At 45.6% G+C, this 26432-nt stretch carries 17 protein-coding genes; 5 read left to right on the top strand and 12 right to left on the bottom strand.

Going from position 1 to position 26432, the window contains the following annotated elements; translation table 11 throughout:
- Positions 1–457 precede the first annotated feature (457 nt).
- Together J7I42_RS27890 and J7I42_RS27885 are read right to left on the bottom strand one after the other, a co-directional pair.
- Complete coding sequence (locus J7I42_RS27890) at positions 458–877, bottom strand: hypothetical protein (RefSeq protein WP_209142407.1); 420 nt, start codon at positions 875–877, stop codon at positions 458–460.
- A gap of 72 nt (positions 878–949) precedes the next feature.
- The gene (locus J7I42_RS27885; RefSeq protein ID WP_209142404.1) at positions 950–1396 is read right to left on the bottom strand and encodes an SRPBCC family protein; all 447 of its coding nucleotides are present in this window, start codon (positions 1394–1396) and stop codon (positions 950–952) included.
- Between the two features lie 224 nt (positions 1397–1620).
- Between J7I42_RS27885 and J7I42_RS27880 the strand changes: the two genes are divergently transcribed.
- From J7I42_RS27880 to J7I42_RS27870, 3 genes are all read left to right on the top strand, one after another.
- A complete protein-coding gene (locus tag J7I42_RS27880) occupies positions 1621–3522 on the top strand; it encodes an AAA domain-containing protein (protein ID WP_209142402.1) in 1902 nt (633 codons plus the stop codon).
- Positions 3523–4314: 792 nt separating this feature from the next.
- Entirely contained in the window at positions 4315–5064 is a 750-nt protein-coding gene (locus tag J7I42_RS27875) for an SDR family oxidoreductase (RefSeq protein ID WP_209142400.1), read from the top strand.
- A 40-nt stretch (positions 5065–5104) separates the two neighbouring features.
- A complete protein-coding gene (locus tag J7I42_RS27870) occupies positions 5105–5689 on the top strand; it encodes a TetR/AcrR family transcriptional regulator (protein WP_209142398.1) in 585 nt (194 codons plus the stop codon).
- Between the two features lie 378 nt (positions 5690–6067).
- On the opposite strand, the gene J7I42_RS27865 is transcribed toward J7I42_RS27870, so the two are convergent.
- On the bottom strand, positions 6068–7186 hold the full coding sequence (locus J7I42_RS27865; RefSeq protein ID WP_209142396.1) for an AI-2E family transporter: 1119 nt from the start codon (positions 7184–7186) through the stop codon (positions 6068–6070).
- A gap of 75 nt (positions 7187–7261) precedes the next feature.
- On the opposite strand from J7I42_RS27865, the gene J7I42_RS27860 reads away from it, so the two are divergent.
- The gene (locus J7I42_RS27860) at positions 7262–8896 is read left to right on the top strand and encodes a Na+/H+ antiporter (RefSeq protein ID WP_317196268.1); all 1635 of its coding nucleotides are present in this window, start codon (positions 7262–7264) and stop codon (positions 8894–8896) included.
- A gap of 172 nt (positions 8897–9068) precedes the next feature.
- Here J7I42_RS27860 and J7I42_RS27855 read toward each other — a convergent pair whose 3' ends face one another.
- The 6 genes from J7I42_RS27855 to J7I42_RS27830 all read right to left on the bottom strand — a co-directional run bounded on the left by J7I42_RS27855 (position 9069) and on the right by J7I42_RS27830 (position 20607).
- Positions 9069–11636, bottom strand: a complete 2568-nt coding sequence (locus J7I42_RS27855) for a sensor histidine kinase (protein WP_209142392.1) — start codon at positions 11634–11636, stop codon at positions 9069–9071.
- Positions 11637–12055: 419 nt separating this feature from the next.
- On the bottom strand, positions 12056–13111 hold the full coding sequence (locus tag J7I42_RS27850) for a DUF6807 domain-containing protein (protein ID WP_209142390.1): 1056 nt from the start codon (positions 13109–13111) through the stop codon (positions 12056–12058).
- A 101-nt stretch (positions 13112–13212) separates the two neighbouring features.
- The gene (locus J7I42_RS27845) at positions 13213–14568 is read right to left on the bottom strand and encodes a Gfo/Idh/MocA family protein (RefSeq protein WP_209142388.1); all 1356 of its coding nucleotides are present in this window, start codon (positions 14566–14568) and stop codon (positions 13213–13215) included.
- A 410-nt stretch (positions 14569–14978) separates the two neighbouring features.
- The gene (locus tag J7I42_RS27840) at positions 14979–15749 is read right to left on the bottom strand and encodes a cupin domain-containing protein (RefSeq protein WP_209142386.1); all 771 of its coding nucleotides are present in this window, start codon (positions 15747–15749) and stop codon (positions 14979–14981) included.
- 149 nt (positions 15750–15898) lie between these two features.
- Positions 15899–18157 (bottom strand): cellulase family glycosylhydrolase, encoded by a 2259-nt coding sequence (locus J7I42_RS27835; RefSeq protein ID WP_209142384.1) that lies wholly within the window; start codon positions 18155–18157, stop codon positions 15899–15901.
- Positions 18158–18549: 392 nt separating this feature from the next.
- Positions 18550–20607, bottom strand: coding sequence for a chondroitinase-B domain-containing protein (locus J7I42_RS27830; protein WP_209142382.1), 2058 nt, complete (start codon positions 20605–20607; stop codon positions 18550–18552).
- Positions 20608–21055: 448 nt separating this feature from the next.
- Between J7I42_RS27830 and J7I42_RS27825 the strand changes: the two genes are divergently transcribed.
- Positions 21056–22432: a family 43 glycosylhydrolase gene (locus J7I42_RS27825; RefSeq protein WP_209142380.1), complete on the top strand. Its 1377-nt coding sequence runs from the start codon at positions 21056–21058 to the stop codon at positions 22430–22432.
- Positions 22433–22446: 14 nt separating this feature from the next.
- Here J7I42_RS27825 and J7I42_RS27820 read toward each other — a convergent pair whose 3' ends face one another.
- The 3 genes from J7I42_RS27820 to J7I42_RS27810 all read right to left on the bottom strand — a co-directional run bounded on the left by J7I42_RS27820 (position 22447) and on the right by J7I42_RS27810 (position 26210).
- On the bottom strand, positions 22447–23400 hold the full coding sequence (locus J7I42_RS27820) for a hypothetical protein (protein WP_209142378.1): 954 nt from the start codon (positions 23398–23400) through the stop codon (positions 22447–22449).
- Between the two features lie 191 nt (positions 23401–23591).
- Complete coding sequence (locus tag J7I42_RS27815) at positions 23592–24413, bottom strand: HAD-IIA family hydrolase (RefSeq protein WP_209142376.1); 822 nt, start codon at positions 24411–24413, stop codon at positions 23592–23594.
- A gap of 408 nt (positions 24414–24821) precedes the next feature.
- Positions 24822–26210, bottom strand: a complete 1389-nt coding sequence (locus J7I42_RS27810) for a hypothetical protein (RefSeq protein ID WP_209142374.1) — start codon at positions 26208–26210, stop codon at positions 24822–24824.
- Positions 26211–26432: the final 222 nt, after the last annotated feature.

Here is a 26432-nt window from a genome sequence, read left to right as displayed (position 1 = left end):
CGGCCTGCAATCAACTTGTCAGTCTCCTCAAATTTCATTATATTACTGTAATGCGCCAGCTACTTTTCATTGCTGCAACCGGTGCTGAAGATTTCTTTCTACATGGCCAATTCCACGCAGGCTTATAGCGACCTTTCAGCGACCTTATAGCGATATAACTTCTCTTTGATATGCTTATGGCTCCTCCTTGAATCCTTTTCAAGGCTATTCTCATCATGGTCCCGCCATACTTTCCCTCCATTCTCACCCTGATCAAATGCCATTGTAACAGATGCATGGCGTCCGCAAAAGGCTTTTATAAAGCCAGGAAATGCGGACTGGGCGTTGTCGTGCGCCGAGGAGGCAATGAGATACCATCGAGGTATCAAAGAGGAACAAACGCCTTTAGCAACCAAATAAACAACCCCTGCTTGCCGGCAGGGGTTGTTTGTTTATATAACCTTATAGATAATGATCGTTAACCAGCATTTTCACTGGAAGCATTACCTGCTTTTTCCGATACTGTTTGGGCTACTACCGGAACCGCATGTTCAGCAGGGGCTGCAGGCGGGGCATTTTCATCAACAACCCAGTCTGCAGGCAGGTAGCCTTTGTACTTTTGCAACAAGGGATTCATTTTCTTTTGAACCCATTTGGAGATGATCTCAAACACCAGAAAGCCAATGACAATGGAGATCATCCATTCCATAAAGCTAAAGGTCTGTTTGTCTACCACCGTTTTTTTGGCGGTCAGCCCCCATAAATTTTTAATGCTGCGGGTAGTAAAGAAATGAGCTACAAGGCGGGTAGAGGCCATACCAATGGCAAAGCCTATAAAATTGCCCGTATAGTTACTGTATACATACTTAAGGAACTTCTGGCTGGTATTGCTTTTCATAGATCAAAGTTTGGTCTTACTAAAATAATACCTTCCTTTCGTAAACGCCAGTATGTGAAAAAAATAACTATTTTACAATACTACCAGGCGGCGATAGCTGAGTTCCAGCATCTTTTTTAGCTGTTTTAGATTCCGTCGATTGACATTCCGAATAGCCAGTTTCAGAAAAGGCGCAAATGCAGCGGGAATACCCCGGTTCCGCAGGGTCATACACGTGGTATTTTCATTGATCGCCTGCCAGCCCACCGTGGTTTCCATATGCATACCATTGCTGCTGGTTTGCATGATCATTTTTTGCCCGGGAATAATTTCCAACACCTCATATACAAGTTGCTGGCGCCGGCGCATGAGCTTTTCATTGACAACAAGCTTAGCACCTGCCCGTAAGGGCGCTTCATTATTCCATTCCACAGATTTTATATGCGCACACCAACTGGGCGCATTGGCTGGATCTGAAGCAAATTCGGCTACTTTTTCTTTCGGGAGATTGATAATAATCTCAGTTGATACATCTAGCATTTTTCTATACTTCAAGAATAAATAATCTATACCAAAGCAAGGGTGTCGCTTTCTGATTGTGAGGGAGGTAATGCAAAAATGGAAAGTAAAGTTAAATATTAAATGTTTACACCCCAACCAAATTACTGTTAACTTATCAAAAATCAGTTATTTAGGGTGGTTCTACTGCTTTTTCAATGGGAAGGGCTTGCCCTGGTGTACCTGTCATTTGTTACCTTTGCCGGATGGATTATTTCAAAAGGCTGCTGGATTTGTTGAAGACCGAGCGTGAAGAAGACCGGCAATTATATCTTAAACTTACTCAAACTACATCTGTAAATCAACGCAGGGCCAATGGCCTGACCTGGTACCCCATCGCCATCCGTGATCAGGAAATGAGCCGGGGTGATTACCTGACCGTTGAAGTAGAACGCACTACACATCAGGATGTTATTCATCAGTTACGTTTTGGCATGCCTGCCGTTTTGTTCTCGAACCACGACGCTGAGAACAATAAGGTGGAAGGCACCATTTCCTTTGTAAATGGCAACCGCCTCAAGATCACCCTGCGCACCGATGAGTTGCCCGACTGGGCCAGCGATGGCAAACTGGGTATAGACCTGCTGTTTGATGAGAACAGCTACGATGAAATGCAGAACGCCTGTAAACTGGCGGCTTCCCTGGCGGAAAAACCAGCGGAAGGCCGGTTGATACAAATACTTACCGGCAATAAAGCGCCTACGTTTGAAAACAGCGCCCCCTTGCCGGTATCCACCCTGAATGCTTCCCAGCAGGCCGCAGTAAATAAAATACTCCAGGCCAACGACCTGGCTATTGTGCATGGCCCGCCGGGAACCGGTAAGACCACTACCCTGGTACAGGCCATCAAGGCCATGGCAAAAAGGGATAACCAGCAAATACTGGTGGTGGCGCCAAGCAATACAGCCGTTGACCTGCTCAGCGAAAAATTAAGTGACGAAGGACTGAACGTATTACGGGTGGGTAACCCCGCACGGGTATCAGAACGCCTGTTATCACTTACCCTCGATTACAAGATGGCGGAACACAGCCACATGAAGGAAATAAAACGCCTCAAAAAACAGGCATCGGCTTTCATGGATATGGCGCACAAGTACAAACGCCACTTCGGTAAGGCCGAACGTGATCAGCGCAAAGCCCTGTTTGCCGAAGCGCGCAACATTATGAAAGAGGTTGATAATTCTGAACAATACATCATTAAAGACCTGGTAGCCAAATCACAGGTGATCACCGCTACGCTGGTGGGCGCCAATCATTATACCGTGCGTAACCAAAAGTTCAATACGGTGGTAATAGACGAGGCCGGACAAGCCCTGGAACCTGCCTGCTGGATCCCCATTCTGAAAGCACAAAAAATTGTGCTGGCTGGCGACCATTGCCAGTTACCGCCCACTGTAAAAAGTGCAGAAGCGGCCAGGAACGGACTGGCCACTACTTTGCTGGAAAAATGCGTGGCATTACATCCCGAATCAGTAGTGCTGCTGGAAGAGCAATACCGCATGCACGAAATGATCATGGGTTATTCTTCTTCTACCTTTTATGACGACCGGTTAAAAGCGCATGCATCCGTTGCCCGGCATGTATTGTTCAACAACGACAACCCGCTGGTATTTGTTGATACCGCCGGTTGCGGATTTGATGAAAAGACCGAACAAACCAGCACGTACAACCCCGAGGAAGCGGCCTTTTTATTCAGGCATCTTACTCAATTGGTGTCATCGCTGGATGGTCATTATAAACCCGAGAACTTCCCCAGCATCGCCATCATCTCGCCTTACAAACAGCAGATAGATACATTGAGAGAACAATTCTTAAGCGCGCCTGCGTTAAAGGCTTACACGCATAAGATCGCTATCAATACCATCGACAGCTTTCAGGGTCAGGAACGCGATATTGTTTACATCAGCATGACGCGCAGCAACCCTGATAATAAGATCGGTTTCTTAAGCGATATCCGCCGCATGAATGTGGCCATGACACGCGCACGTAAAAAACTGGTGGTGATAGGTGACAGCGCTACCCTGTCGCAATTCGATTTCTACTCCAATTTCATCAGTTGGGCGCAGGACCGCAATGCTTATCAAAGTGCGTGGGAGTTTGCAGATTAATACAAAGTTTGTTAGTTCTTGGGTTCTTTTTAGGCCTTCGGCCAGAGCCTTGTCAACAGTAGGAATCTAAGATCTTACGAACTTAAAAACTAACAAACTTAAAAACTGTCTCCCTGATCAACTATTCCCCTATGTCAAAGAGCTGTAAACGCGCATACACTACAAAGGTAAACACATTTATTGGTACCTAGATAACAGGCATGTCTATACGGTCCTACAATGGATCATGTTTCCCCATTTACGTCTATAATGGTCCAGATGTGTCTTCACTGGTTATAGAGAAAGCCGCCTATTGTTTGGGCTGGCGGCGGTATTGTGCCGGCATTACCGTGGAGAATGTTCGGAAGTTGTTCGGACTCTCCCTGGGGATGTTCGGGTGTTCCCGAGGAAAACCCGAACAAGGTCCGAACAACCAGCGCCGCAAACCCGGCACAATACCGGTGCAAACCTACCCCCTTCCCCTCCAAGGAGACTCCAAGGAGGGGATACCTTAAAACAAGCATTAACTAAATGACATTGATGCCCATTGCCTTTTCCTACTGCCTTTCCCGGTCCTGAGCGCAGCGAAGGACCATCTCTGCCTTCTGCCGTCTGCCTTCTGCCTTCTGCCGTCTGCCGTCTGCCGTCTGCCGTCTGCCTTCTGCCCTCTGCCCTCTGCCTTCTGCCATCTCCCCAACTGTTAACACTTTCTAAATCTTACCCAACTTTATTTGGAACATTCATTCCAATACCTTTACCTTTGTACCGGAATGATCGTTCCAGTATTAATAAATCAATCAACAATCAATTTTTATGAGTCGTTTACAGAATAAAACAGCACTTATAACCGGCGGAAACAGCGGTATAGGCTTTGCTACAGCAAAAGAGTTTTTACAACAAGGCGCTACAGTGATCATAACCGGCCGCAGCCAGTCCGCATTGGATAAAGCCAAACAAGACCTGCAGGGAAAAGTGCATACCATACTTTCCGATACCAGCAACCTGAGTGATATTCGGGCCCTTGCCAAACAGGTTCAACAGATCACTCCGCGACTAGATGTGGTATTTATCAATGCAGGTATAGGCAAGTTTGCCCCAATAGGATCAGTAACGGAAGAACACTATGATGAGCAATTCAACATCAATGTAAAAGGCGCGTACTTCACTATTCAGGAAGTATTACCCCTGATCAACGATGGCGGTTCCATTATTCTGAATACGTCTATCAACGCCCACATGGGTATGGCAAACACCAGCGTTTACGCAGCTACCAAAGCAGCACTGCTTACCCTGGCACGTACACTCTCCACTGAATTATTACCCCGCAAAATCCGGGTGAACGCCATCAGTCCTGGCCCGGTTACTACCGAAATTTTAAAAAAGACTGGTTTAACCCCAGAAGAAGTGAATGGGTTTAAAGAGGTGTTAACTAACCAGGTGCCTATCGGCCGTTTAGGTGACGCATCAGAAATTGCCCGCATTGCCACCTTCTTTGCGTCAGATGATTCAAGTTTTGTAATAGGTGCCGAGTTGATCGCTGACGGCGGGATGATCACTTTGTAAAAAAGTGGTAATTTTGGAACAAAGATTCCAAATACACCTAATGCCAAAGACAAAACAATTTGATGAAACGGAAGTGCTGATAAGAGCCAGAGAGCTTTTTTGCAAGAAGGGATACAATGGCACTTCAATGGACGACCTGGTTCAGGCAACCGGTATAAGCCGGTCGAGTATCTACGATACTTTTGGCGACAAACATGGCTTGTTCCTTAAAAGCCTTGATCAATACCGCAACGAGCAGCAATGCACGATGGAACAACAAACTGCCAAGTCCGACAGCCCCAAGAAAAAGATCCGTGCCATTTTCGAATATTTTATAAATGATATCCTGGCTGACAAAGACGGCAAAGGTTGTTTGCTGATCAATGTAAGCCTGGAGCTGGGTTCGGTGGATAACGAAGTGGCAACCATCTTCCATGCAAACATGGATGATATGGAACAGCTGCTTGCATCCCTGATAAAAGAAGGACAGGCGAAAGGTGAGATCCCCAAAAAATTCACCCCAAAGGCTATGGCCAGGCATTTTTACAATTCCTTAATGGGACTTCGCGTAACCGGCACCAATAAACCGGATGGAGAATTATTACGTGAGATTGTAAAATTAACACTTTCGATCCTGGACGAATAGAAACGAGGCAGGCAACGAATACGAAGCCCTTGCTTACAGCAGGGGCTTTTTCTTGAATCGGCAATCGGCAGACGGCAAACGGCAAACGGCAGACGGCAGACGGCAGACGGCAAACGGCAGACGGCAGACGGCAGACATGAAATACAAAAGGCAATAGGCGATGGCAATTTTAGCCTCACGACAACCGGACTCCCTCGACAACTCAAGAACTTAAGAACTAAATAACGAACAAACTGACTGCCTTTATCAACCCTATCAACTTGTATTTCCTGATCAACGCGTCAACTGATCAACGCCCTTTATCCTTGTCAACCTGTTAACCTGTCAACCTATCAACTATTTCCTACTTCCTACCTCCTACTTCCTACCTCTTACCTCCTACTTCTTACCTCCTACCTCATTCTTATTAACCCGAGGCGGTGTTTTAAAAATAGTCTTCCCAATAGGCGGCATGGTATCGCCCAATAAAAATCCCCAGGGTTTCAGCGGAGTAATGCGATCGAAGATCACTTTTGCAATAGCCGTAAGGGGAATAGACAAAAACATCCCGCCAATACCCCAGATAGCCCCGCCAATAAAAACCACAATGATCGACATCAGTGCATTGATCCGCACCTTGGACGCCACGATCTTCGGCACTATATAATGGTTATCTAAAAATTGTACCACCGCATACAGGGCCAGCACCCACAATACATAAACAGGCGATTTACTGGTATATGCGATCAATACCGGCAAGGCAACCGCAACAATACCGCCTATGTATGGAATAATATTTAACAGCGCTCCTATGATGGCCAGCAAAACCGCATAATCTATTCCCAATAACAATAACCCGATTGTATTTAAAGTGGCCACAATGGCTGCTTCAAACAATAATCCAACCAGGTAGCTTTGGATCAGGGTTTTGGTCTCAAACAACACTTCACTAACAGTTTCATGACTTTCCCGCCGGAACAACCGGGAAATAAAATCCAGCAGCAGTGGTTTGTAAAAAAGGAACATGAACACATACACCGGTATCAGGAAAAACAGCTTGAGAATATTGGTGACCGTAACAAGCGTTTGTCCCACAATAGCGGCCGATTCGTTCAATTGTTTGTTCTCCGTGTCAACTATCCAGCTATCTACTTTTTCCCGGCTAACACTAAATGTTCTGGAGGCCCAGGCACTCACCTCCTGCAGCATGAGATTAATTTTATGCTGAAGCGTTACCAATGTATCGCCAAACCGCATAGACTGATTCACCACAAAATAAATGAGTCCGCCGATCAGGAGCAACAACACTATAACAGCAATGAATATGGCCAGTACCCGGCTCACCCGGTGATGCACCAACCTGTTAACCAGCGGATTTAATAAAACGGCCAACACACCGGCATAAACAACCGGCAGAATAATATCGCGCCCGATGTATAAGATATAAAAGAAAATAAAAAGACCTACCACTACCTGGGCTGCTATAATTACAAAAGGAGTTTTGCGGACAGGTTCCATAAAAATCATTTAGAGGAGAATAGCGTTACCATTTTTTACTATTCAATTCCCGGGCCGCTGTTGCCTGGTTGTTTTATGGCAATTTGGCTGTACAACTGTAGATTTGCGACTATGATCCAGGATAACCTATTACTCGTTCTATCACTTTTATTTGTTATTAGTATCCTAACCATGCTAAGCAGCAAACTGAAGATAGCCTACCCTATCTTCCTGGTAATCGGTGGACTGCTCATCAGCCTGATACCCGGCATCCCCCATATCACGCTGCATCCCGACCTCGTTTTCCTTATTTTTCTGCCCCCGCTGTTGTATGCAGCAGCCTGGAATACCTCCTGGAACGATTTCTGGCGGTACAAAAGGCCTATTAGCATGCTGGGGTTTGGGCTTGTTATATTTACTTCCGCGGCCGTAGCCTGGATCTCTAACTTGCTGATCCCTGACTTTTCCCTGGCGGCCGGTTTTCTGCTGGGTGGCATTATATCACCGCCCGATGCAGTGGCAGCCACTTCTGTGCTGGAAGGTCTGAAAGTACCCAAAAGAGTAACCACCATTTTAGAAGGGGAAAGTCTGGTAAACGATGCGGCGAGTTTGATCGTGTTCCGGTTTGCTTTGGCCGCCGTGTTCACCGGCATGTTCAATATGTGGCAAGCCACCCAAACTTTTTTTGTGGTAGCCATTGTTGGTATCCTCATCGGGCTGGTCATCGCGCACATTGTATATGCCATCCATCGCTTCTTCCCAACTACGCCGGCCATCGATGCCGCCTTCACCCTTATTACTCCGTATATCATGTATGTCACAGCTGAACATTTTCATGTATCAGGGGTGTTGGCAGTGGTAGCCGGTGGCTTATTCCTCACCTATCGCTCACAGGATATTTTCAGTTATGAAGCCCGGATCCAGGTAATGGGTTTGTGGGACACCCTGGTATTTTTGCTGAACGGGATGGTGTTTATACTGATAGGCCTGCAATTGCCCGATATTATAAAAGGAATGGAAAATTATTCCGTTGGCCAGGCCATTTCCTATGCTATTATCATTAGTCTGGCTACCATCGTCATACGGATTGCCTGGGTTTTCCCCGGTGCCTATTTGCCCAGGATCTTATTTAAAAAGATCCGGGAAAAAGAAACCAGGCCAAGCTGGCAAATGGTACTGTTGACCGGTTGGAGCGGCATGCGGGGTGTGGTATCCCTGGCCTCAGCACTGGCGGTACCGCTTACCCTGGCCAACAATCAGGCCTTTCCCCATCGCAACCTTATTTTGTTTATCACGTTTGTAGTGATCTTGTTTACGCTGGTGCTGCAGGGATTGAGCCTGAAACCGATCATCAGGATTTTGAAGATCAAAGGCGATGAAAAGGAATCAGAAGAGAGACAGGCACTGGATATGCGTTTGCGGTTGGCCAATGCCGTTTTAGCTCACATCGATGACAGATATGCCCAGGAAATAGATGAGAATGAAACGTATAAACGTGTACGCGACCGCTATGCCCGGATGATTGAAATAACACAGCGAAAACTGGATACGCAGCAAACTTCGGCAGAAGAACAAAACTTCCTGCCGCAATACCGGCAAATGTTACTGGAGCTGGTTGAAATACGCCGCCGGGAACTGAACCACTTCCGTCATAACAATACGTTTAGTGAAGAGTTGATACGGGAGCGGGAATGGGAATTAGATTTAGAGGAAGCGCGTTTGAGAGGGTAGTTAGTTGATACGTTGATCAGGAAATATCAGCAAGCAGTTTTTAAATTCTTGAGTTAATTGGTTGCAGAGCTTCAAATTTAATTATTAACGTTCGCCGTCAAAAATCGTCTGCCGTCTGCCTTTTCCGCGCTGAGGTGTATTCCCCATTGCCCATTGCCTATTGCCCATTCACTCACTTATCAAAAACCACCCTGACCATACACCCCTGCCCCGGTGCAGATTCTATATCTACCATCCCATTAAACACATCAACGCGGTTAATAATGTTGTTGAGACCAATGCCCTTGCGCCTGGTTTGTGGGTCAAACCCTTTGCCATTATCGAAGATGGTAAGAATGAGTTTCTTGGCCTGTTCTTTTAAGGTGATCACCACTTGTGTGGCTTCGGCATGTTTTAGAATATTGCTCATTTGCTCCTGCACAATACGATAAATGGTAAGCTTTAATCCATAGTCGAGCTTTGATTCATTGATGCCGGCATAGTTAAAGCTGATATCTATTTTCTGTGCCCATCTGATATCACCGATCATATCATTGATGGTCTCAATAATGCCCAGGTCTTCGGCACTGGGTGATACCAGCGATTTCGACAATTTGCGGATCTCTTCTATGGCCATATGAATATGTTCTGTAGCCTTAGTGGTGAACTTCTCCCGTTCATCCCCTTCCAGGAAGGGCGACGACAGGAACAATTTTGCAGAAGCCAGGATCTGGTTTACATTATCATGCAGCTCCTTCCCTATGTCTGACCGTTCTTTTTCCTGCGTATTGATAGTGGCCCGGGCAATTAGCCGCTGGTGCTCCACTCTTTCTTCAGCCAGATCGGCCTCGTGTTGGCGCAGTTGATCTTCAGCCTGTTTCACGTTCGTGATATCGTGCACTACGCCGATCAGCTTTTCCGGTTCACCCAGATTATTCTTTATCAATTGTCCTTGTGAATGTATGATACGCAAGCTGCCATCAGGACGAACAATGCGGTGCTCCAGATCAAAATCGCCCTTACCTTCAATGGTATCCTTTATGCTGTTCAACACATACTCCATATCACCGGCGTGAATAGTTGACATTTGCGGGCCCATGGTCGGCGTTACATTATTTGTATCCCAGCCAAAGATCCGGTACATTTCATCGGACCAGATGGTGATCCCGCTTTTTAAATTGGTTTCCCAACTACCCAGGGAAGCAAGGCGCTCTGCCTGTTGTAACAATTTCTGGTTGTGCAGCATCTGCTCTTCCGATTTCTTGCGCTCGGTACTATCGATGGCTATGGCAAAATAACCAGTAAGCATTCCCAATTTATCAAACTGTGGTTGCCCCTGCAGAGTAACCCATTTTTTGCGGCCCGATTTGGAATAGATCATATACTCTGTTTCAAAGGTGCGACCTGCTTTTTTATTCTCGGACACTTCCTTTAATGATTCCTGGCTTGTTTCATCTCCATATAAAAAATCCTCCGGCCGTTTGCCAACGGCTTCTTCCAGAGTATATTCCGTTATCTGGGTAAACGCGGCATTGACCCATTGTATCCTGTTGTCCAGATCATAAATTAAAATGGCACACAGAGTTTCCCGGGCAATATGGGAGAGCTTATTTAATTCTTCTTCCACTCTCTTTCTGGCTGAAATATCACGCAAAACAGTACTCAACCTATCTTCCCCGTTTATGTCCTTGAAATAAACGGAGGAGAACTCACAGGGGAATTGTTCGCCATTGCGTTTTATGCCAATTAGTTCGCCCTGTACAAATCCCTTTTTCAATCGCTCATCCATCATAGCATAAAATTCCGGTGTGTGTACTGCAATATCCTTTCTGTGTATTTTTTTAAATTCTTCTTCGCTATACCCAAACAATTCCCGGGCTTTTATATTGGTTTCCAGGATGGTGCCATCGGGTTTACCCAAAATAAAGGCATATAAACTGCTATTAGCAATGGCGCGGTATTTTGATTGCCCCAGTTGCAACATTTGTTCAGCCTTCTTTTCCTTGGTTATGTCCTGGAAGGTGCCAAACAGTTGAATGGTTTTATTAAATACCTGTTTGGGCCGGCCTATTGCCCGGATCCATTTTCCTGAAGAGCATCCGGTACAATCCAGCTCTAAATTGAAAGGCGTACCTTTCTCTACTGCCAGGTGCACGGCCTGTTTGAATTGCAAATAGGCATCGCTGCCAACGAAGGAAAGAATATCTTCCCAACACATGGTATTGTACTTTGCTATTTCCAACAACTTGTACATACCTTCCGTACAGGACAGCCGGTTGGATTGCACATCGAGCTGCCAGCCGCCAATGCCTGTTGCCAGTTCCGTTTCTTCCAGCAGGTGTTTATAATTATTGGTTTCGGTAACATCTGTAATGCTCACCATCATATACCGGTTTCCATCCGGTTCAACCAGTACGTTTACCTTGCAATTAACCCGGAAGATGTGACCGTCTTTTCTTTGGATGGGAAATTCAATGACCGTTTGCCGGGGCACCGGGGACGACATTACTGAAGTAAAGGTATAATACGTAAAGTCACGTTGGATATCAGGCACTACGGTTAAAAAATACTTACCTATCAACTCCCGGCGTTCATATCCTGTCAATTGGCAAAAGCTATCGTTCATATCCACAAAATATCCATCGCTGTCAGCAACCAGAATGCCTACATCCAGGGAATTAAAAACAGCATTGAACACCGGATTGTCTGCACTACCAACAGCAGGAAAATTACCCTGTTGAGTATTGGAATGTACACGCATATCACATCCATTTTACCAACCCCCGCCCAATTGCGGTGAAGCCAGCTCCTTGTAATAAGATTTTGTAATTATTTTATTCATCAGGTACCAGCACACAGGGTATGCTGTTCAGGATCAACGCTCACTATTTCGCTCTCATCACGAATACCGGATAAAAACAGGGTTAATTTGACTAGTGCAGTAGGGAGATCCACCTTTACTTGGTGGTCAAATAAATTTACACTTTTATCTAATAAGTAGGTAGAAATAATCGTGCCTGTTCCAGATTTTTTTTATTGATGTTCAATAGGGTCCGGTTTATATTCCCGCCCCAGATCAGTTTGATAATAAATATTTACGAAATAAGCGTACACAAAAAAACGGACAACTCATTATTAATGAATTGTCCGTTTCAGCTTGCCAGGCAAACAGTTACCTGATTACTTATCTATATCTTTAAACTTTGTTTTTGAAAATTCATCGGCCAGTTGGTTTAACTGGTTAGCTGAAATGGTGGTAGCACCTTCATCGAATACGATCCGATAAACAAAACGAACACTCTCCCCTTTTTTCAATTGCAGGTTTTTAGCCGATTTACCATTGGTGAACACTTTTTCACCAAGCGGGTTGGCGGCAAACAAACCATAGCCCCTGGCATGCCAGTAAGTGGGGTAATTGATGTTGCTGGGATGATCAATGATGGCAATACTGATGGAATCGTTTTTCATTTTGCCAAACATTTTGCACCATACAGCCCGGGTGCTCCAGGCGCTGTCGCCTTCCTTACCGGCACTGGTGATATAATTACCAGTGGCAATGGCATCGGTATTGGCTTTTACGACGGTTGCGACACCTTTATTATCGGTAAATACCTGGTCTTTTTTACTGGAGATCTGTAACTCATGCGCAACACGCAGTCCCAGCAAACCATCTTTTGCATCGGTGAAAAGCACATCCATATCGGCTTTCAACGTGGTAATACGATCTACAATGCGTTGGTTACCGCTGCCGCTGAACTCATATTGCGTGGTCTCTTCCAGCAAGATGTTGTTCTTCGAATCGGTCCAGTTGGCATGATAGGCCAGGATACCCTTGGTGCCATCTTCCTTTTTAATAATGCGATCGGTCTTTATGCTTCCGTACAAGGCTTTTCTCTCCTTTGGAATGGCAAAAGAGTTGTTCCAGAAATCGAGCCCGTTCACATTTTCAAAATTGAACCACAAACCCAGGTGATGCGGGTGATCGGTAGGATCACCAGGCATGGTAAAAATTGGATACCCGCGGGTAACCATGGCCCCATTAGCCGAGAAAATGGGATACAACACCGGTTTGGCAATTGTATCGGGATACATGAATCGGGTAAACAGTTTTGAACCGATAAGCACGTTGACGGTAGTCTGGTCTTTCTCTGTGACCAGTTTTACCATTTCTTTTTTCTGGGCAAAGGATGCTGAAAAGATACAGGAGCCAATTGCCCAAAGGAAAAGTTGTTTCATCCGGAATTTTTTATTTTTCCTTTATTGCCAGATGGCTCGTCCTCCCGAACCTGCGGGGAGACGAGCCATTCAGCATTATAAAATGGTTGTTACTAAAATACTTAATATTTAAATGGTTTGCCGTTCACCATTACTTCCTGTGTTTTTTCATCGAACGTAGCCTTACCACCGGTATGCACGGCGGCATTGGTCATGATGGTAGCAATAGAGTGATTATAACCAGCTTCAACAGGTGCATTGGGTTGTTTGCGGCTGCGAATGCACTCCATCCAGTTACGTACGTGGTTGCTGGTTAGTTTATCGCCACCGGTATTGGCGCTGGCCACTACCGCTTCGGTATTCGACAGGCTGAGTTCAGGTAACAGGTTTGGCTGCATACCCATATCCTCGGCAAACCTCTTTGTTAAACCGCCTTTTGGTGAAACCGTATTGGTGATGAGGTTCAATTCACCGCCATTGGAGAAATAGATCTCTGATGGTTTTTCGTCACCATTGTGCATGCGGCTGCCAAATGTAACCTGGAAGCCGGTTGAAGGATCGTTTATTGGACCATAATCCATTACGGCAGTAATAGTATCCCAGTTCTTTCTGCCATCCTTCCACATGTAAATGCCGCCATTGGCCACTACACTGCGTGGGTGGGGAATGCCGCTGAACCAATGCACAGTGTCTATCTGGTGGCTCATCCACTGACCAGGCAAACCTGATGAATAAGGCCAGAACAAACGATATTCGAGGTATTTGCGCGGGTCAAACGCTTCAAACGGACGGTTCATGAGGAAGCGTTTCCAGTCAGTATCTTCTTCTTTTAATTCTTTTAGTAAGGCCGGACGACGCCAGCGACCGGGTTGGTTCACATTCCAGGTAAGTTCTACCATGGTAATAGGACCAAACTTGCCCGATTTAATGAATTCATCTGCGGCATGATAGTTTGCGCCGCTTCTGCGTTGTGAACCGATCTGCACAATTCTGTCAGTAGCTTTGATGGCCTTCAATGCAGCACGGTTATCCTCCATCGTTTCGGCAAACGGTTTTTCACAATATACATCGCAACCAGCTTTTACTGCTTCAATGGCGTGCAGCGCATGTTGAAAATCGGCGGTACTGATGAATACGGCATCCGCCAGTTTCTTGCTGTATAATTCTTCATTATTGCGACAGGCAACAATATCATGCCCCATTTTTTCCTTCCATTGGGCAGCGCCCTCTTCTCTTCTTTTCTTCCAGATATCAGAAACTGCAACAATATCAAAATTCAGCTCCTTGTAATGGTTCATAAAACAAGGCATGTGAGAACTGCGGTGACGGTCTGAAAAACCAACCACCCCAACCCGTACCCTGTCATTGGCACCTATGATCCTTCTATAACTTTGTGCAGAAAATCCGGCCTTGGCAACTAATAATCCAGCTCCGGCCATAGTGGTTTGTTTTATAAACCCGCGACGAGAATTTTTCATATCGGCAATTATTAAATTGGTTGTTTGCGAGGCCTTAAATATAAGGAGAACAACGAAAATTTAAGCATTAAAAAACAAGAGGAATATATTAATTACTAAATGGGTAGAATTGTTTAATGTACAGTTGCAGAGGGCCCAAGATGCAGGTTATCTGGCAATGGTTGCATAGTGGGATAAATTGAACAGTTGACCAGTTGGCAAGGAAATACAGTTTAAGTTATTTTGTTCTTAGGTTATTAAGTTATAGGAGGTATTTGCTGAAAGGTAGTTCTGAAAATAGTCGCGAGCCTCGAATAGATTTCGGGAGCCGGAACGGCGACCAACAACAAGGAATCTGCAAACGTCTCCCATCTGCCGTCTGCTGTCTGCCGCGAAGAAGCCATTGCCTATTGCCCATTGCCTATTGCCTTCTATTGAAACTGCAACGCAAAATACTCCAATGGTTCTGTTCCGGTATTTTTTAATGAATGCAGGCTGTTGGACGAAAAAAAGATCACATCACCTTCGCCTACAGGCTGCGTGGCATCACCCAGCAAAACAATCCCATTGCCTTTTCTCACTACTATCAATTCTTCCTGCGAGTGTTTGTGCGGTGAATGACTTATCAGTCCACCATTCAGCGTGGTCACATGCAATTCCATCTTTTCAAATGCGGCGGTGAAACGCTCAAACACCGCCCTTCTCTCTCCTTTCTCATTTTGCTGAACCGACCAGTTCTCCCAGTCACCGGCAAAAGAGCCGCCTGCCTGGTTACCACGTTCTATATTGAGGAAGGTTGTTGGCTTGAACCGGATCGAATAATAAGCCGTCAACACCTTGCTGGTGGATTCAAACGTATGGATATCCCCTGGCATGATCAACGCAACGCCACCGGGGCCAATAATGGTTGAAAGTCCTTTTGCCGTTACTTTTAAATTGCCTTCTTTAACTATGATGAGTTCTTCTGCATCGGGGTGGGCCAGTGGTGCATGGGGCTGTTTACCAGGGTCCAGTTCCACTACCCGCATTTCCAGGTTGGCCAGTGTAGCTGTAGGACCATTGGCCAGTTTCATAAAATAGCTGCTGGAATCCTTTTGAACAACAAGGTCTTTCCAGGCAAACAATCTCGAGGTCACCGGTACTGGTTGCGCCTGACAGAACAGGCTGAATAAAACAGTAATAGTCAAGAAGATAGGCTTCATGGTGCAAATATAACAAGTGTTCGTTATACCGTATCCCATATATAACGCACGCATTTGGGTGCGGATTGTGGATAACTGCCATTTTCCTAAAAAAGGGCCACCCGCATACACGGATGACCCCATTTTGGCTGTTTTTCTTCAGGAGAAGTCTATTCTTTCACCAGCTTGGTAGTTGTTATTTTGCCATTATGCACCATTTTCAGGGTATAGATACCGGCGGGTAAATGACGCGGCTCAAAGTTGGTACGGTGGCTGCCGGCCGACAGATTGCCATTTACCAGCACCGCCACTTCTTTTCCGGTAAGGTCAAATACCGACAGATAAACATGTCCCTGCGTTGTCAGGTTGAAAACAACGGTATTGTTGTTTTTGAATGGATTGGGATAACTCTGCAGGACAGTTGTTGCCGCTACAGGCTTCAATGACTGATCGATCAACGAGGAAACGATCATCCGCGTGGTGGCAGTGGTGGTAGCATCTATCACCAGTTGCGGCGGGTTGTTGCCAGTCTCTGCCGAGTTGAACAGGATCCGGGAATCGTTTGATGCCAGGCTCTTCAGCGATAAGGCAATGATCTTACGGCCAGCAGCTATTTCGCTTTTCACGTAACTGGTAACATTCCAGGTTGCATAATTGAAGGCAGCGCTGGAAATATCGGCAGATGCCAGGGCTGTTGAGCCTGCCGCTGGTTTATTATTCCAGGTCAATGAATTTTCGGTCCAACTGGTATTGGCCACAGAAAAAACACCAACCGGAATAGTAGCAACAGCAGTAAGATCTACTTTGCCATATACTTTCAATGTAACTGTATTAATAGTGCCGGTTACATTGCCTGCATCAAACAGCAAATACGATTCGCGGTTGTTACCAGTGGTAGTGGTTGGATTTACTTTTGTCATTAATAAAGTAGAATCTATTACGCCATGAATAAGGGTGGCATTGGCGCCATCACGCACATATGCATCCTGGGTAGGCAATAAAGTGAACAGCTGGTTATTACCACCTGTACCTGTTTGTATTTTCACCTCAGTATAACTATTCCAGGCACTCGCGCTGTTGCCATGTCCTACAATGCGAACATATTTTGCCGTGCGTGGGGTAAAGGAGAATGTTTCCAGGTTCAGCGTAGTTCCACTGCTGTGAATAGCAGACGCAACTGTAGTAAATGCCAGTCCGTCATCACTGGTTTGAATATCGAAGGTTGACGTACGGGTATTGCCCTGGTAGAAAGCGATCTGTACACCTGAAACTGTTGCAGGCGTGTTTAAACAGAACTGGATCCACTGGCCATCCCCGCTGGCAGACCACCGGGTATTGAGGTCGTTATCCAATACATTGGCAGGCACATTGCCATCGTTGCTGCTGGCTGTAACCGGCTCGCAAGTGGGGCTACCACCAGGAAAATCATCAACGGGGCTCAACATCCGCTCCCGGACCCAGGCGCCTGCTGGTTTCAGGCGGGCAGTGGTCCATGGACCGTTTGAACAGGTACCTGTTACCCATACGGCACCGGAACGGAAGTCGTCAGAGTAGTTCCAGTTGGTCCAGCTGATCTTTTTCCTGGCCATCAGATCAATATATTGTTGCGCCATGGTGAAGTCGTTTGGTCCATCACCACTGGCTTCCTGCGTACCGAACTCGGTCACGAATACGGGGAACAGGTCTGATGCTTTGTTCAGCTGGTTCAAATACTCAGTTCGATGGTCCTTCGCATAAAAATGGAAGGTGTACATCACATTGGGATAGGTCAAAGGATTGTTGATCACATCCTGTAAAGATCCATCATCAGATAAGCCAAAAGTAGACCAGCCATGGGTACCCACGCAGATCACCGCATCGTTATCGATAGCGCGGATAAAGGGGATCATCTGGTCAGCATAAGTTTTGATCTTTGCCCAGGTAGCACCTGAATTTGGTTCATTACAAATGTCGTAGATGATGTTATTCTTGTTCTTGTGCTGATTGGCAATAGCCGAGAAGAAAGTTTTCGCTCTCGACAAATTGTAATTGGGATCGCCGGGATCCAACTGATGCCAGTCAACCAGTGCATACATGCCACGTTCTGTGGCTTCTTCTATCAGGCGGTTCACCTGGGCAGTGAATCCGGCAGGATCGGTCTCATAGCCACCTTCCTGTACGTACAGCGAAATACGCAGCACATCGGCGCCCCAGTCATAGGCCAGTGCATCGAGTGACGCTTCGGTTAAACAGCTTCCCCAGCCATACCATTGAATACCGTGGGTACTCATACCCCGTAATTGAATGGGATTTCCATACTGGTTACACAATTTGGTCCCGATAACACGGAGTTGACCGTTTTTCTGAACAGGCGTTTGCGCCTGGGTGTTTTTAGCGGATGCCAAGAGCAAGCATGCGCTCCATAAAATAAGGTTGGTAACTTTTTTCATTCGGGTGATCATTTATAGGTTAACAATAAGAGACAGGATGTTTGAGAATCGGCAAACGGCAAACGGCAGACGGCAGACGGCAAACGGCAAACGGCAAACGTGAAATCCCGACAAATCGGGACAGGCTGTGAAATAAAACCAGGCATCTGGCATCTCCCTGCGTTCGAAGCATTAGCGCCTTCGCTGCGCTCAGGAAAACACTCACGACTGAAATTATCTTGCGCAGCCCAATCCATCTTCCTACTTCCTTCGGTCGCCGAAGCCTTGGCGTAGGTGAGCTACTTCCTACTTCCCATTGCCTACTGCCTTTTTGAACGCGACACGCGCAGCGTGGAGCATCCTATTGTATTCCATTGCCGTCTGCCGTTTGCCGTTTGCCTATTACCTATTACCTACTCCTTCACTATCTGCTTCATAACACTTTTCCCCTCCCGCACCAGCTTGATCCAGTACATTCCAACCGGTAACCCTTTCCCATCGAAGGGAACACGATGTACCCCACTCTTTACAACGCCATTCACCAGCAGGGCTACCTGCCGGCCCATTACATCAAATACGCTCAGCTGAACATGGCTATCTTTCCCCAGCTCAAATGTGATGGTATTGGTTGTATGGAATGGATTGGGATAACTGTTGAGCCCTCCTTTAAGGCTGGCTGTTCCTTCCTCCATCAAACGCGCCGTCAATGAGGAAGCAATTTGAATATGCACTTCGGTATAACTGTTCCAGGCATTTACACTATTGCCATGTCCTACAATGCGAACATATTTGGCAGTAGTACTGGTGATGGAAAAGGTTTCCAGGTTCAGGCTGGTGCCACTGCTTACCAGGTTGGAAGCTTTTGTACTCCAGTTGGCGCCATCGGTACTGGTTAAAATATCAAATGAAGAAGTGCGGGTCGTACCATTATAAAAGGCGATCTGTACCCCGGTAACAGTAGTAGCACTGTTTAAACAGAATTGGATCCATTGCCCATCACCACTGGCCGACCAGCGGGTATTCAGGTCATTATCCAGCACATTGCCCGGTACGTTGCCATCGTCACTGCTGGCCACCACGGGTAAACATTCCGAAGGATCGCTGCCATTGTAGCCCACCATCGATGTAGAAAGAATTTGAGCGATCACCGGGCCTGTCCCCACTTCATCGGCGCCAATATCCTTAGTACCCGAACGGCTTTGTCCATCCATATCAACGGTAACGGCTGAATACGTGCCCGTGGCCGCATCGATGGCCGGACTACCCGCCTGCAAATGGAAAGTACCGGTTGCATCCCTGGCCAGCAATGGATTCACTACCGTATAACTACCAGACGGCATTGAACCAGCGCCATTGGCCTGGTATACGATATTGTTCGACCATACAGCGCCCGTATAGGGGCCAGCAATTGAGGCTGCAGGGCCCCCACCCTGGATAATATTGTTGGAAAACGTAGTATTGGTGGCACCTAACCCATTCGTACGACCGCTTTGTGTGTAGTTGGTGGTGTTGTTTACCAGTGTATTAAACACGATCACGGTACGGTCGGGCCGGTCGTGCACCGTTAAAGCATCTCCATCGGCTACTTCCCCATCGCCATTCCCTATATTGATGGCGGGACTACAGTTCTCGAAATGATTACTAAAGATGATGTGGTCGTCGCCAAAGATGCGAATACCAGGTGTATTGATAAAATAGTTACCATACACCAGACAATGATTGCCATGCCGAAGCGTAAACTGCGCCGGGCAATTACGAATGGTGTTATACCGGACAGTGACCGCGCTTGATTTAACAGAGAGCAATTCATTCTCGCCATCGCATTCTTCAAAAAGATTGTATTCGAAAATACTGTTGCTGCTCGACAGGCTATATCCACTTAAACCAAACTGCACCGTCTCGGCTCCATTGCCGGATTGTGGTTGCTGATCGAAAAAATAGTTGTGATGGATGTGCAGGCGTTGAGCGATCTGGCTTCCCGAACCACGAACGGCAATAAAACGACCCAATGCATCTTTATGTTGAAAGGTATTGTAATCTACTTCATGATCGTTGCCATTCAACAACAGGTCTTCACCCTCACCGGGGTTTTGAAAGATGTTGCGCGTCCAGCGAATAAAGCTGGTGCCACTGGCCATAGTGGCCTGCGACGCGTTAAAGGTGAATTTGAATCCTTTAATAATAATGTATTTCGCCGGGCTGACGATATTAATGCCGGCCGTGCCGTTTATTTCAGCGCCTCCGGTTGTTTGCGCCTGAATGGTAATAGGCGAAGCGGCCGTTCCCTGTTTGCTGATAGTAATATCTGTACTGGCCGTATAAACGCCATTGGCCAGAATGATGATATCACCCGGCGCTGCATTATTTATAGCAGTTTGCAAAGCCGATAAAGAAGAAACAGTTACCGTAGCGGCATGAATCGTTGGTACTGCGCATAGCAATACAAGTAATAAGTAAATGCTGATTTTCATTGTTTTGATTGTTTAAGGCCATCGCACAGGCATATGGCAATCCCTGGCAGGTTTTGACCTACCTGTTTGATGACAGGAATAAATAGTTAGGGGGGCTATACAATTCCTGCATATCCTTTTAACAATTGGGAAGAAGAAGGTAAAAATTGCAACCGCCGCATGATGCTACACAAATCGCACCGCAATTACAATTGGGGAAAACTAAAAGGAGTAGCAGGAAGAATTAATGATTACCGTTAGAAGCAGTCGTATATGTTATCCATATACCAGGAGGTGTTTACTTTTTTCATATGACAATTGTTTTGGTTTAATTTTAATGGCATATGAAGTAACTATATTTTCACATGGTTTATTTCCCGATTATTATCAGGTAAATAAACTATCTTAACACAAATTGGATTTTACCATAATATTGCAATCAAATCATGACCCACATAATATCAAAATAATGAGAGCACTTGCCTGGGTAATAATCGTTACCCTTTTTCATTCAACCCTCAGCCTTGCACAACGCCCCGGTAATCCCATTATTCCCGATCTGATTGCCGACCCCAGTATAGTAGAAATTAATGACACCTTTTATTGCTATGCTACCACAGATGGTTATAATCAGGGACTGGCCTCTTCTGGTCCGCCAGTTGTTTGGATATCACCAGACTTTGTACACTGGAGCTTTAAAGGGACGTTCTTTCCTGCTGCGGTTGGACAATTATATTGGGCACCCAGCACCGTTACTCAGGTGAATGGAAAATATTATTTGTATCCCACTATCAACACAAATATCCAGGCGGCAGTGGCCAATTCCCCTGCCGGCCCCTTTCATGTATTAAAAGGCGGGGACACTTTTACCGGGTCTGATGCGCCTCAACCTTTGGTCACACTGAAAGGCCCTAAAGGGACCAAAGGAATAGACGCCGAAGTTTTCATCGATGAGGATGGCAAAACCTATATGGTATGGGCCCAACGCGGCGCCGCCAGGCTGCACAATGATATGGTTACGCTCGATACTACGGTGGTAATACCCACCAAACGCGGAGGTTATTCAGAAGGACCATTTCTTTTTAAGCGAAAAGGCATTTACTATTACCTGTATACTTTATCAGGACATGAAAATTATCAGTATGCTTACATCTATAGCAAGGTATCGCCATTAGGACCCTTTGAATTTCCGGACAAAGATATTATTGCTACCACCGATCATGCCAAAGGCATTTATGGTCCTGGTCATGGCTCCGTATTCAATGTAAAAGGAACAGACAATTATTATTTCGCTTACCTGGAATTTGGCCGGGGCAGCACCAACCGCCAGGTTTGGGTTGATAAATTAACCTTTAATGAAGATGGCACTATTAACCCTGTCGTTTTGACCCATGAAGGGGTGGGCGCACTGCGTCACATAAAGCATCCTCAACCGCTTGCAATCAAAAATGCAATAGCTTCCAGTACCTTGCCCGATCTGAAAATAAAACCCATCAAGGATTCCACTTTAAACAGAACTGAAACCTATCAACCTCAAAACGCCATTGACCAATCGAATGGCACGCGCTGGCTGGCGGCCACCACCGATTCACTGGCTACTTTCATTATAGACCTGGGCACTGCACAAAAAGTAAAAAAGCTGGAAGCTTATTTTGTAAAACCTACCGCCGGACACGCCTATACACTGGAATATTCCACCAATGCCAAAACCTGGAAACAATGCGGTGGTCATGCGGATGTACGCATACAATCACCCCATATTGATAATTTCTCAGTAACAGCGCGGTATTTACGAATAAGCTTTTTGAAAGGAATGGCCGGCTTATGGGAAGTGACTATTTATTAAAAAGGTTGCAGCGCCTATTTGGGGGCTGAATTATTTATCAACTCAATACTCCCGCTTTTCGACATGGTGGAACTGAGCAAAAAGCTTTGCTCCTTTTTGCCATATAAGATGCGTACATAAGCGGTATTGGGTGGTAAAGAACCCAGGCTTTCGGCATAAACAACTAACAGGTTGGGGTAGCCAGGATACACCGGTACTTTAATGGCAAAAGGTTTTACTTTTAAACAAAGGCTCGGCACAATCAATTGCCCGTTATAATATACGCTGATGGTATCGCCATCGACAATGCCATTATCCATAAACCAGATCTCCGCAGAATCTGAGTTAATATCGTATCTGATGGGTTTTTCCACCGCCCGGCCGGCTAAATGATCGCGGCCTGCCAGGGAATCTTTATAAACAGGTTTTACAAATGAAAAGCTGGTGGCGATCTTAATGGTGAATTGACGGAGCGAAATATCAGGCTGGTACAAATAAGCGGGTTCAGCCTCCAGTGCCCCGATGTTTTTGGTATAGCGGGCCACAATACTACACAGCGTATCGCATTTTCTTTCGCCCTCTAATACCACACTATCCCCCCGTTTTTCAATGGTGTACTTCATGCTGTCGCATAAATTACAATTTTTGGCCCAGGAGTATTGACCAGGCGGGTCTTTAAAATAAACCACCTCCTTCAACTTGGTCATAAGATGATTTTCATATATACGACCAACAATGCGGGTATGTAAACGTACAGTGGTATCGGTAGGTAAGATGGCCTGCACTACCCCTTCAAACTGCGCCCCATTCACTTTGGTGACCTGTAGACGGGTATCAAAACTTTTGGTGAGCATGCTTTTCTCGCCATAATAAACACCATTCCAGGTGCCTTTTAACCATTGATTATCCTGATTATCCTGGCTAAAACCAGGCAAAGCAAATAGGAAGCAAACCAGGCATGATACTACGATCAGTAAGTATTTATTCATTTTTTTGTACAGTTGAGCTGTACGGTTTCGGGTGGATAAGGCGGCAATTTAAATCCAAAAAACAAACTGGCAAAAAGGAAAAATACAGGTGGTGATAGCCTGTGAATTACACAAAAAAAAGAGCCCCGACGATACCGTCGGGGACTCTCTCCTCTCATGTAGTATTGCTGGATTGAAAAAAACAAGGTCAATTAAGCTACCGTCAATATTGGCTCATGCTGTTTATCGAGCACTTTTGCAAATAGTTCCTCATCGAGCAGGTCCTTTACCGATCTTATAATGAAATCCGGCGCATAGCCAAACTGATCGAGGTCAGCTTCTTTTGTTACGCCCGACAGCGTTAAAACCGTTGTAAAGCCCATGGAACCGGCGCCGAGAATATCAGTGGTCATAGTATCACCGATCATAATGGTCTCATCGGTCGAAAGTTCCAGGAGTTTCCGCGCCATCCGCATCATTACCGGACTGGGTTTGCCCACGCTGAACGCCTGTTTGCCCGTAGCAAATTCCAGCATGGCAACAAAAGCGCCACAACCGGCCCGGTATTTTCCATTGCCAACCGGGCAATTGGGATCAAGATTGGTGGCTATCAGCTTCGATCCGTTCATGATCATGTTGATAGCTTTATCAACTGATTCCAGCATAATGGTACGGCCTTCACCAATGATCACATAGTCAGGATGATCATCAACTATGGAATAACCTACATTATGCAATTCGTTCAATAAACCACCTTCCCCAATTACATAGGCCGTGCCTTGTTCTTTACGGGAGGCCAGATAACGGGCTGTGGCCATAGCACAGGTAAATATATCTTCGTCGTTTACATTAAAACCAAGTTTGCGTAATTTGTAGCACACGTCGCGAGGTGTACGCTGACTGTTATTCGTCAGGAATAAAAAAGGAAACCCTTTTTCACGCAATGAATTGATGAACTCTACTGCGCCGGGAATAGGCTCACTGCCTTTGTAAATAACCCCATCCATGTCGATAAGAAAGCCTTTTTGTGCCATAGGTTTACATTTTTTAATTTAAAAATTGCAGCTTCTTCAATGGCAAGCATTCCTGAGACGCGTATGCGCCTTTGGCGGAAAGTCGAAATGTTCTGGCAAGAGACAATTATCAGTGGCAAGAAATTGGCAAGGAGTAAATCAGACAATGTATGTAGTATGATAGGGCAAGTATTGTTATTAAACGAGCTGCTGTCGTTATTATTGTATGGCAAATATACAGGTTATGAGTATACAAAAAGTTAATCTATTATTAACTTATCGTCAATGGAGAATGATCAATAGTGTACATTGTTCGTTTATATGACACAGGTAATATTATAATAGGAATTTTCGTAAATAAGGAGCGGTTTTTATTACATGGATCACATTGAGAAAAAGTGATTTATTTTGAACTGATCAACCTGCTACCTAAGACGCATCATCCCCTTCCAGATCCTTCAACGCCTTATTAAACCTATACAACACCTCAACATATTTCTCCAAAACAGGTAACAGTAACCAGCCGGTGGCCTTACCATCAACCAGCATAAAATAATATTGTACAGAACGTTTAATATCCTTCTGCTCCAGACTTATCCATAACCTCGTTAACCAGAAATTGATCACTTCTGAGGAATGATACTGTTCATAACCAGGTACAGCCTCGCGAATATCCTGATGAGCATAGACCTGTTCAAACCGGCCATCATGTTCCGATTGTATCAGGGCGCCCAACGCCAGGCTAAAGTTCAACACCGGATAATATTTATACATTTTGACCGCATGTTTTTTAGCCGCTTCACACAAGGAGGGAAGATCGAGCAACACTCCCTGCTCATATATGGTTTGTAACACAAGCGGATTATGCGCATAGTTGTTAGCCAGCGCCGCCATACTGCGTTCAAACTTCTGCATTTGTTGTTCATTGTTGCGGTCCAGCAGATCGGCCAACTCATCCGTTTGTTTTACCACGGCGAGGTGTTCCTCAAAATGTTCTTCCTGTATATTGTTGGGTGCTGAGGAACCATGGCCAATTTCTTCCCACATCTCATGCCACATCGCTTCTTCCTGCGGTGTAACGGTATTTATTTCGGGTGGTAGTAAACGGGTGAGCAGTTCTGCATGAATAGTGATCTGCTCCAGCACCGACCGCTGTTGTACCTTTTCGGTATTCAACATATCATCTGAACGAATATTCTGGACATTGCTCAAACTCACCTCACCGGGTGGAATGTTATCTATCTGCAGGCTGGATGCATCGTCTTCCTCCCGTAACCGGGGCGGCACCCCAGGCTCCTCGACGGTATAATAATAGTTCCCTTCGCCGGCATATTGTTTCAGCTTGGCGAGAATATCTGCAAACTGACCAGTTCTTTCTACAATCAAATGTGGCAAACCGTCAGTACCCAAAGGCACATCGATCACCGGCACTGCATTATTGTCTTCTTCCAGTATAAAACGGGTAATTTCAAAGTTGTGATGGGGATGAATATCAAACTCAAGCGCAAAATCATGACCGGCATAGATGATGTTGTGTGCAAGCGCATAATCTATTTCCTTGAAATCTGCGAGCTCATGTTGGTATTCCTCAAAAAAATCATTTTCCGATGTATTGAAAAAAAATACAGTATCTTTTACCCCCAGACACAATAGATCAACCCGATACAGACCAATAGTAACATTCCCGTTCGTATGTTTCCGCATCACCGATACGTTTGCGATCTGGCTTTCTTCCCAGTCCTTATTCACCATACATTTAATCACAGGTAATGTGCGTGCCTTTGTTTGCACATATTTTCGGGGAGAGAGCGTTTGCATACCGATCTATTTATTGTTGTGACTGGGTTAGAACAGGGTTACCTGGGGTTGAACAATCGTTTCTAATTTGTTTTACGAGCAGTTGTCCCGGACCTGTAAAGTAAACGCATTTTGATATACAACTATACAAAAGTAGTCGTCATAATTTTCACACATTTCTCTACGGAAATGATAACGCACTGTTTGATACCGTTTTGTAATTAATGAATAATTTGACGATCA

The sequence above is a fragment of the Niastella soli genome, assembly GCF_017742245.1.
GTDB classification, from domain to species: Bacteria; Bacteroidota; Bacteroidia; order Chitinophagales; family Chitinophagaceae; genus Niastella; species Niastella soli.
This window is presented reverse-complemented; position numbering and strand designations above follow the sequence as displayed.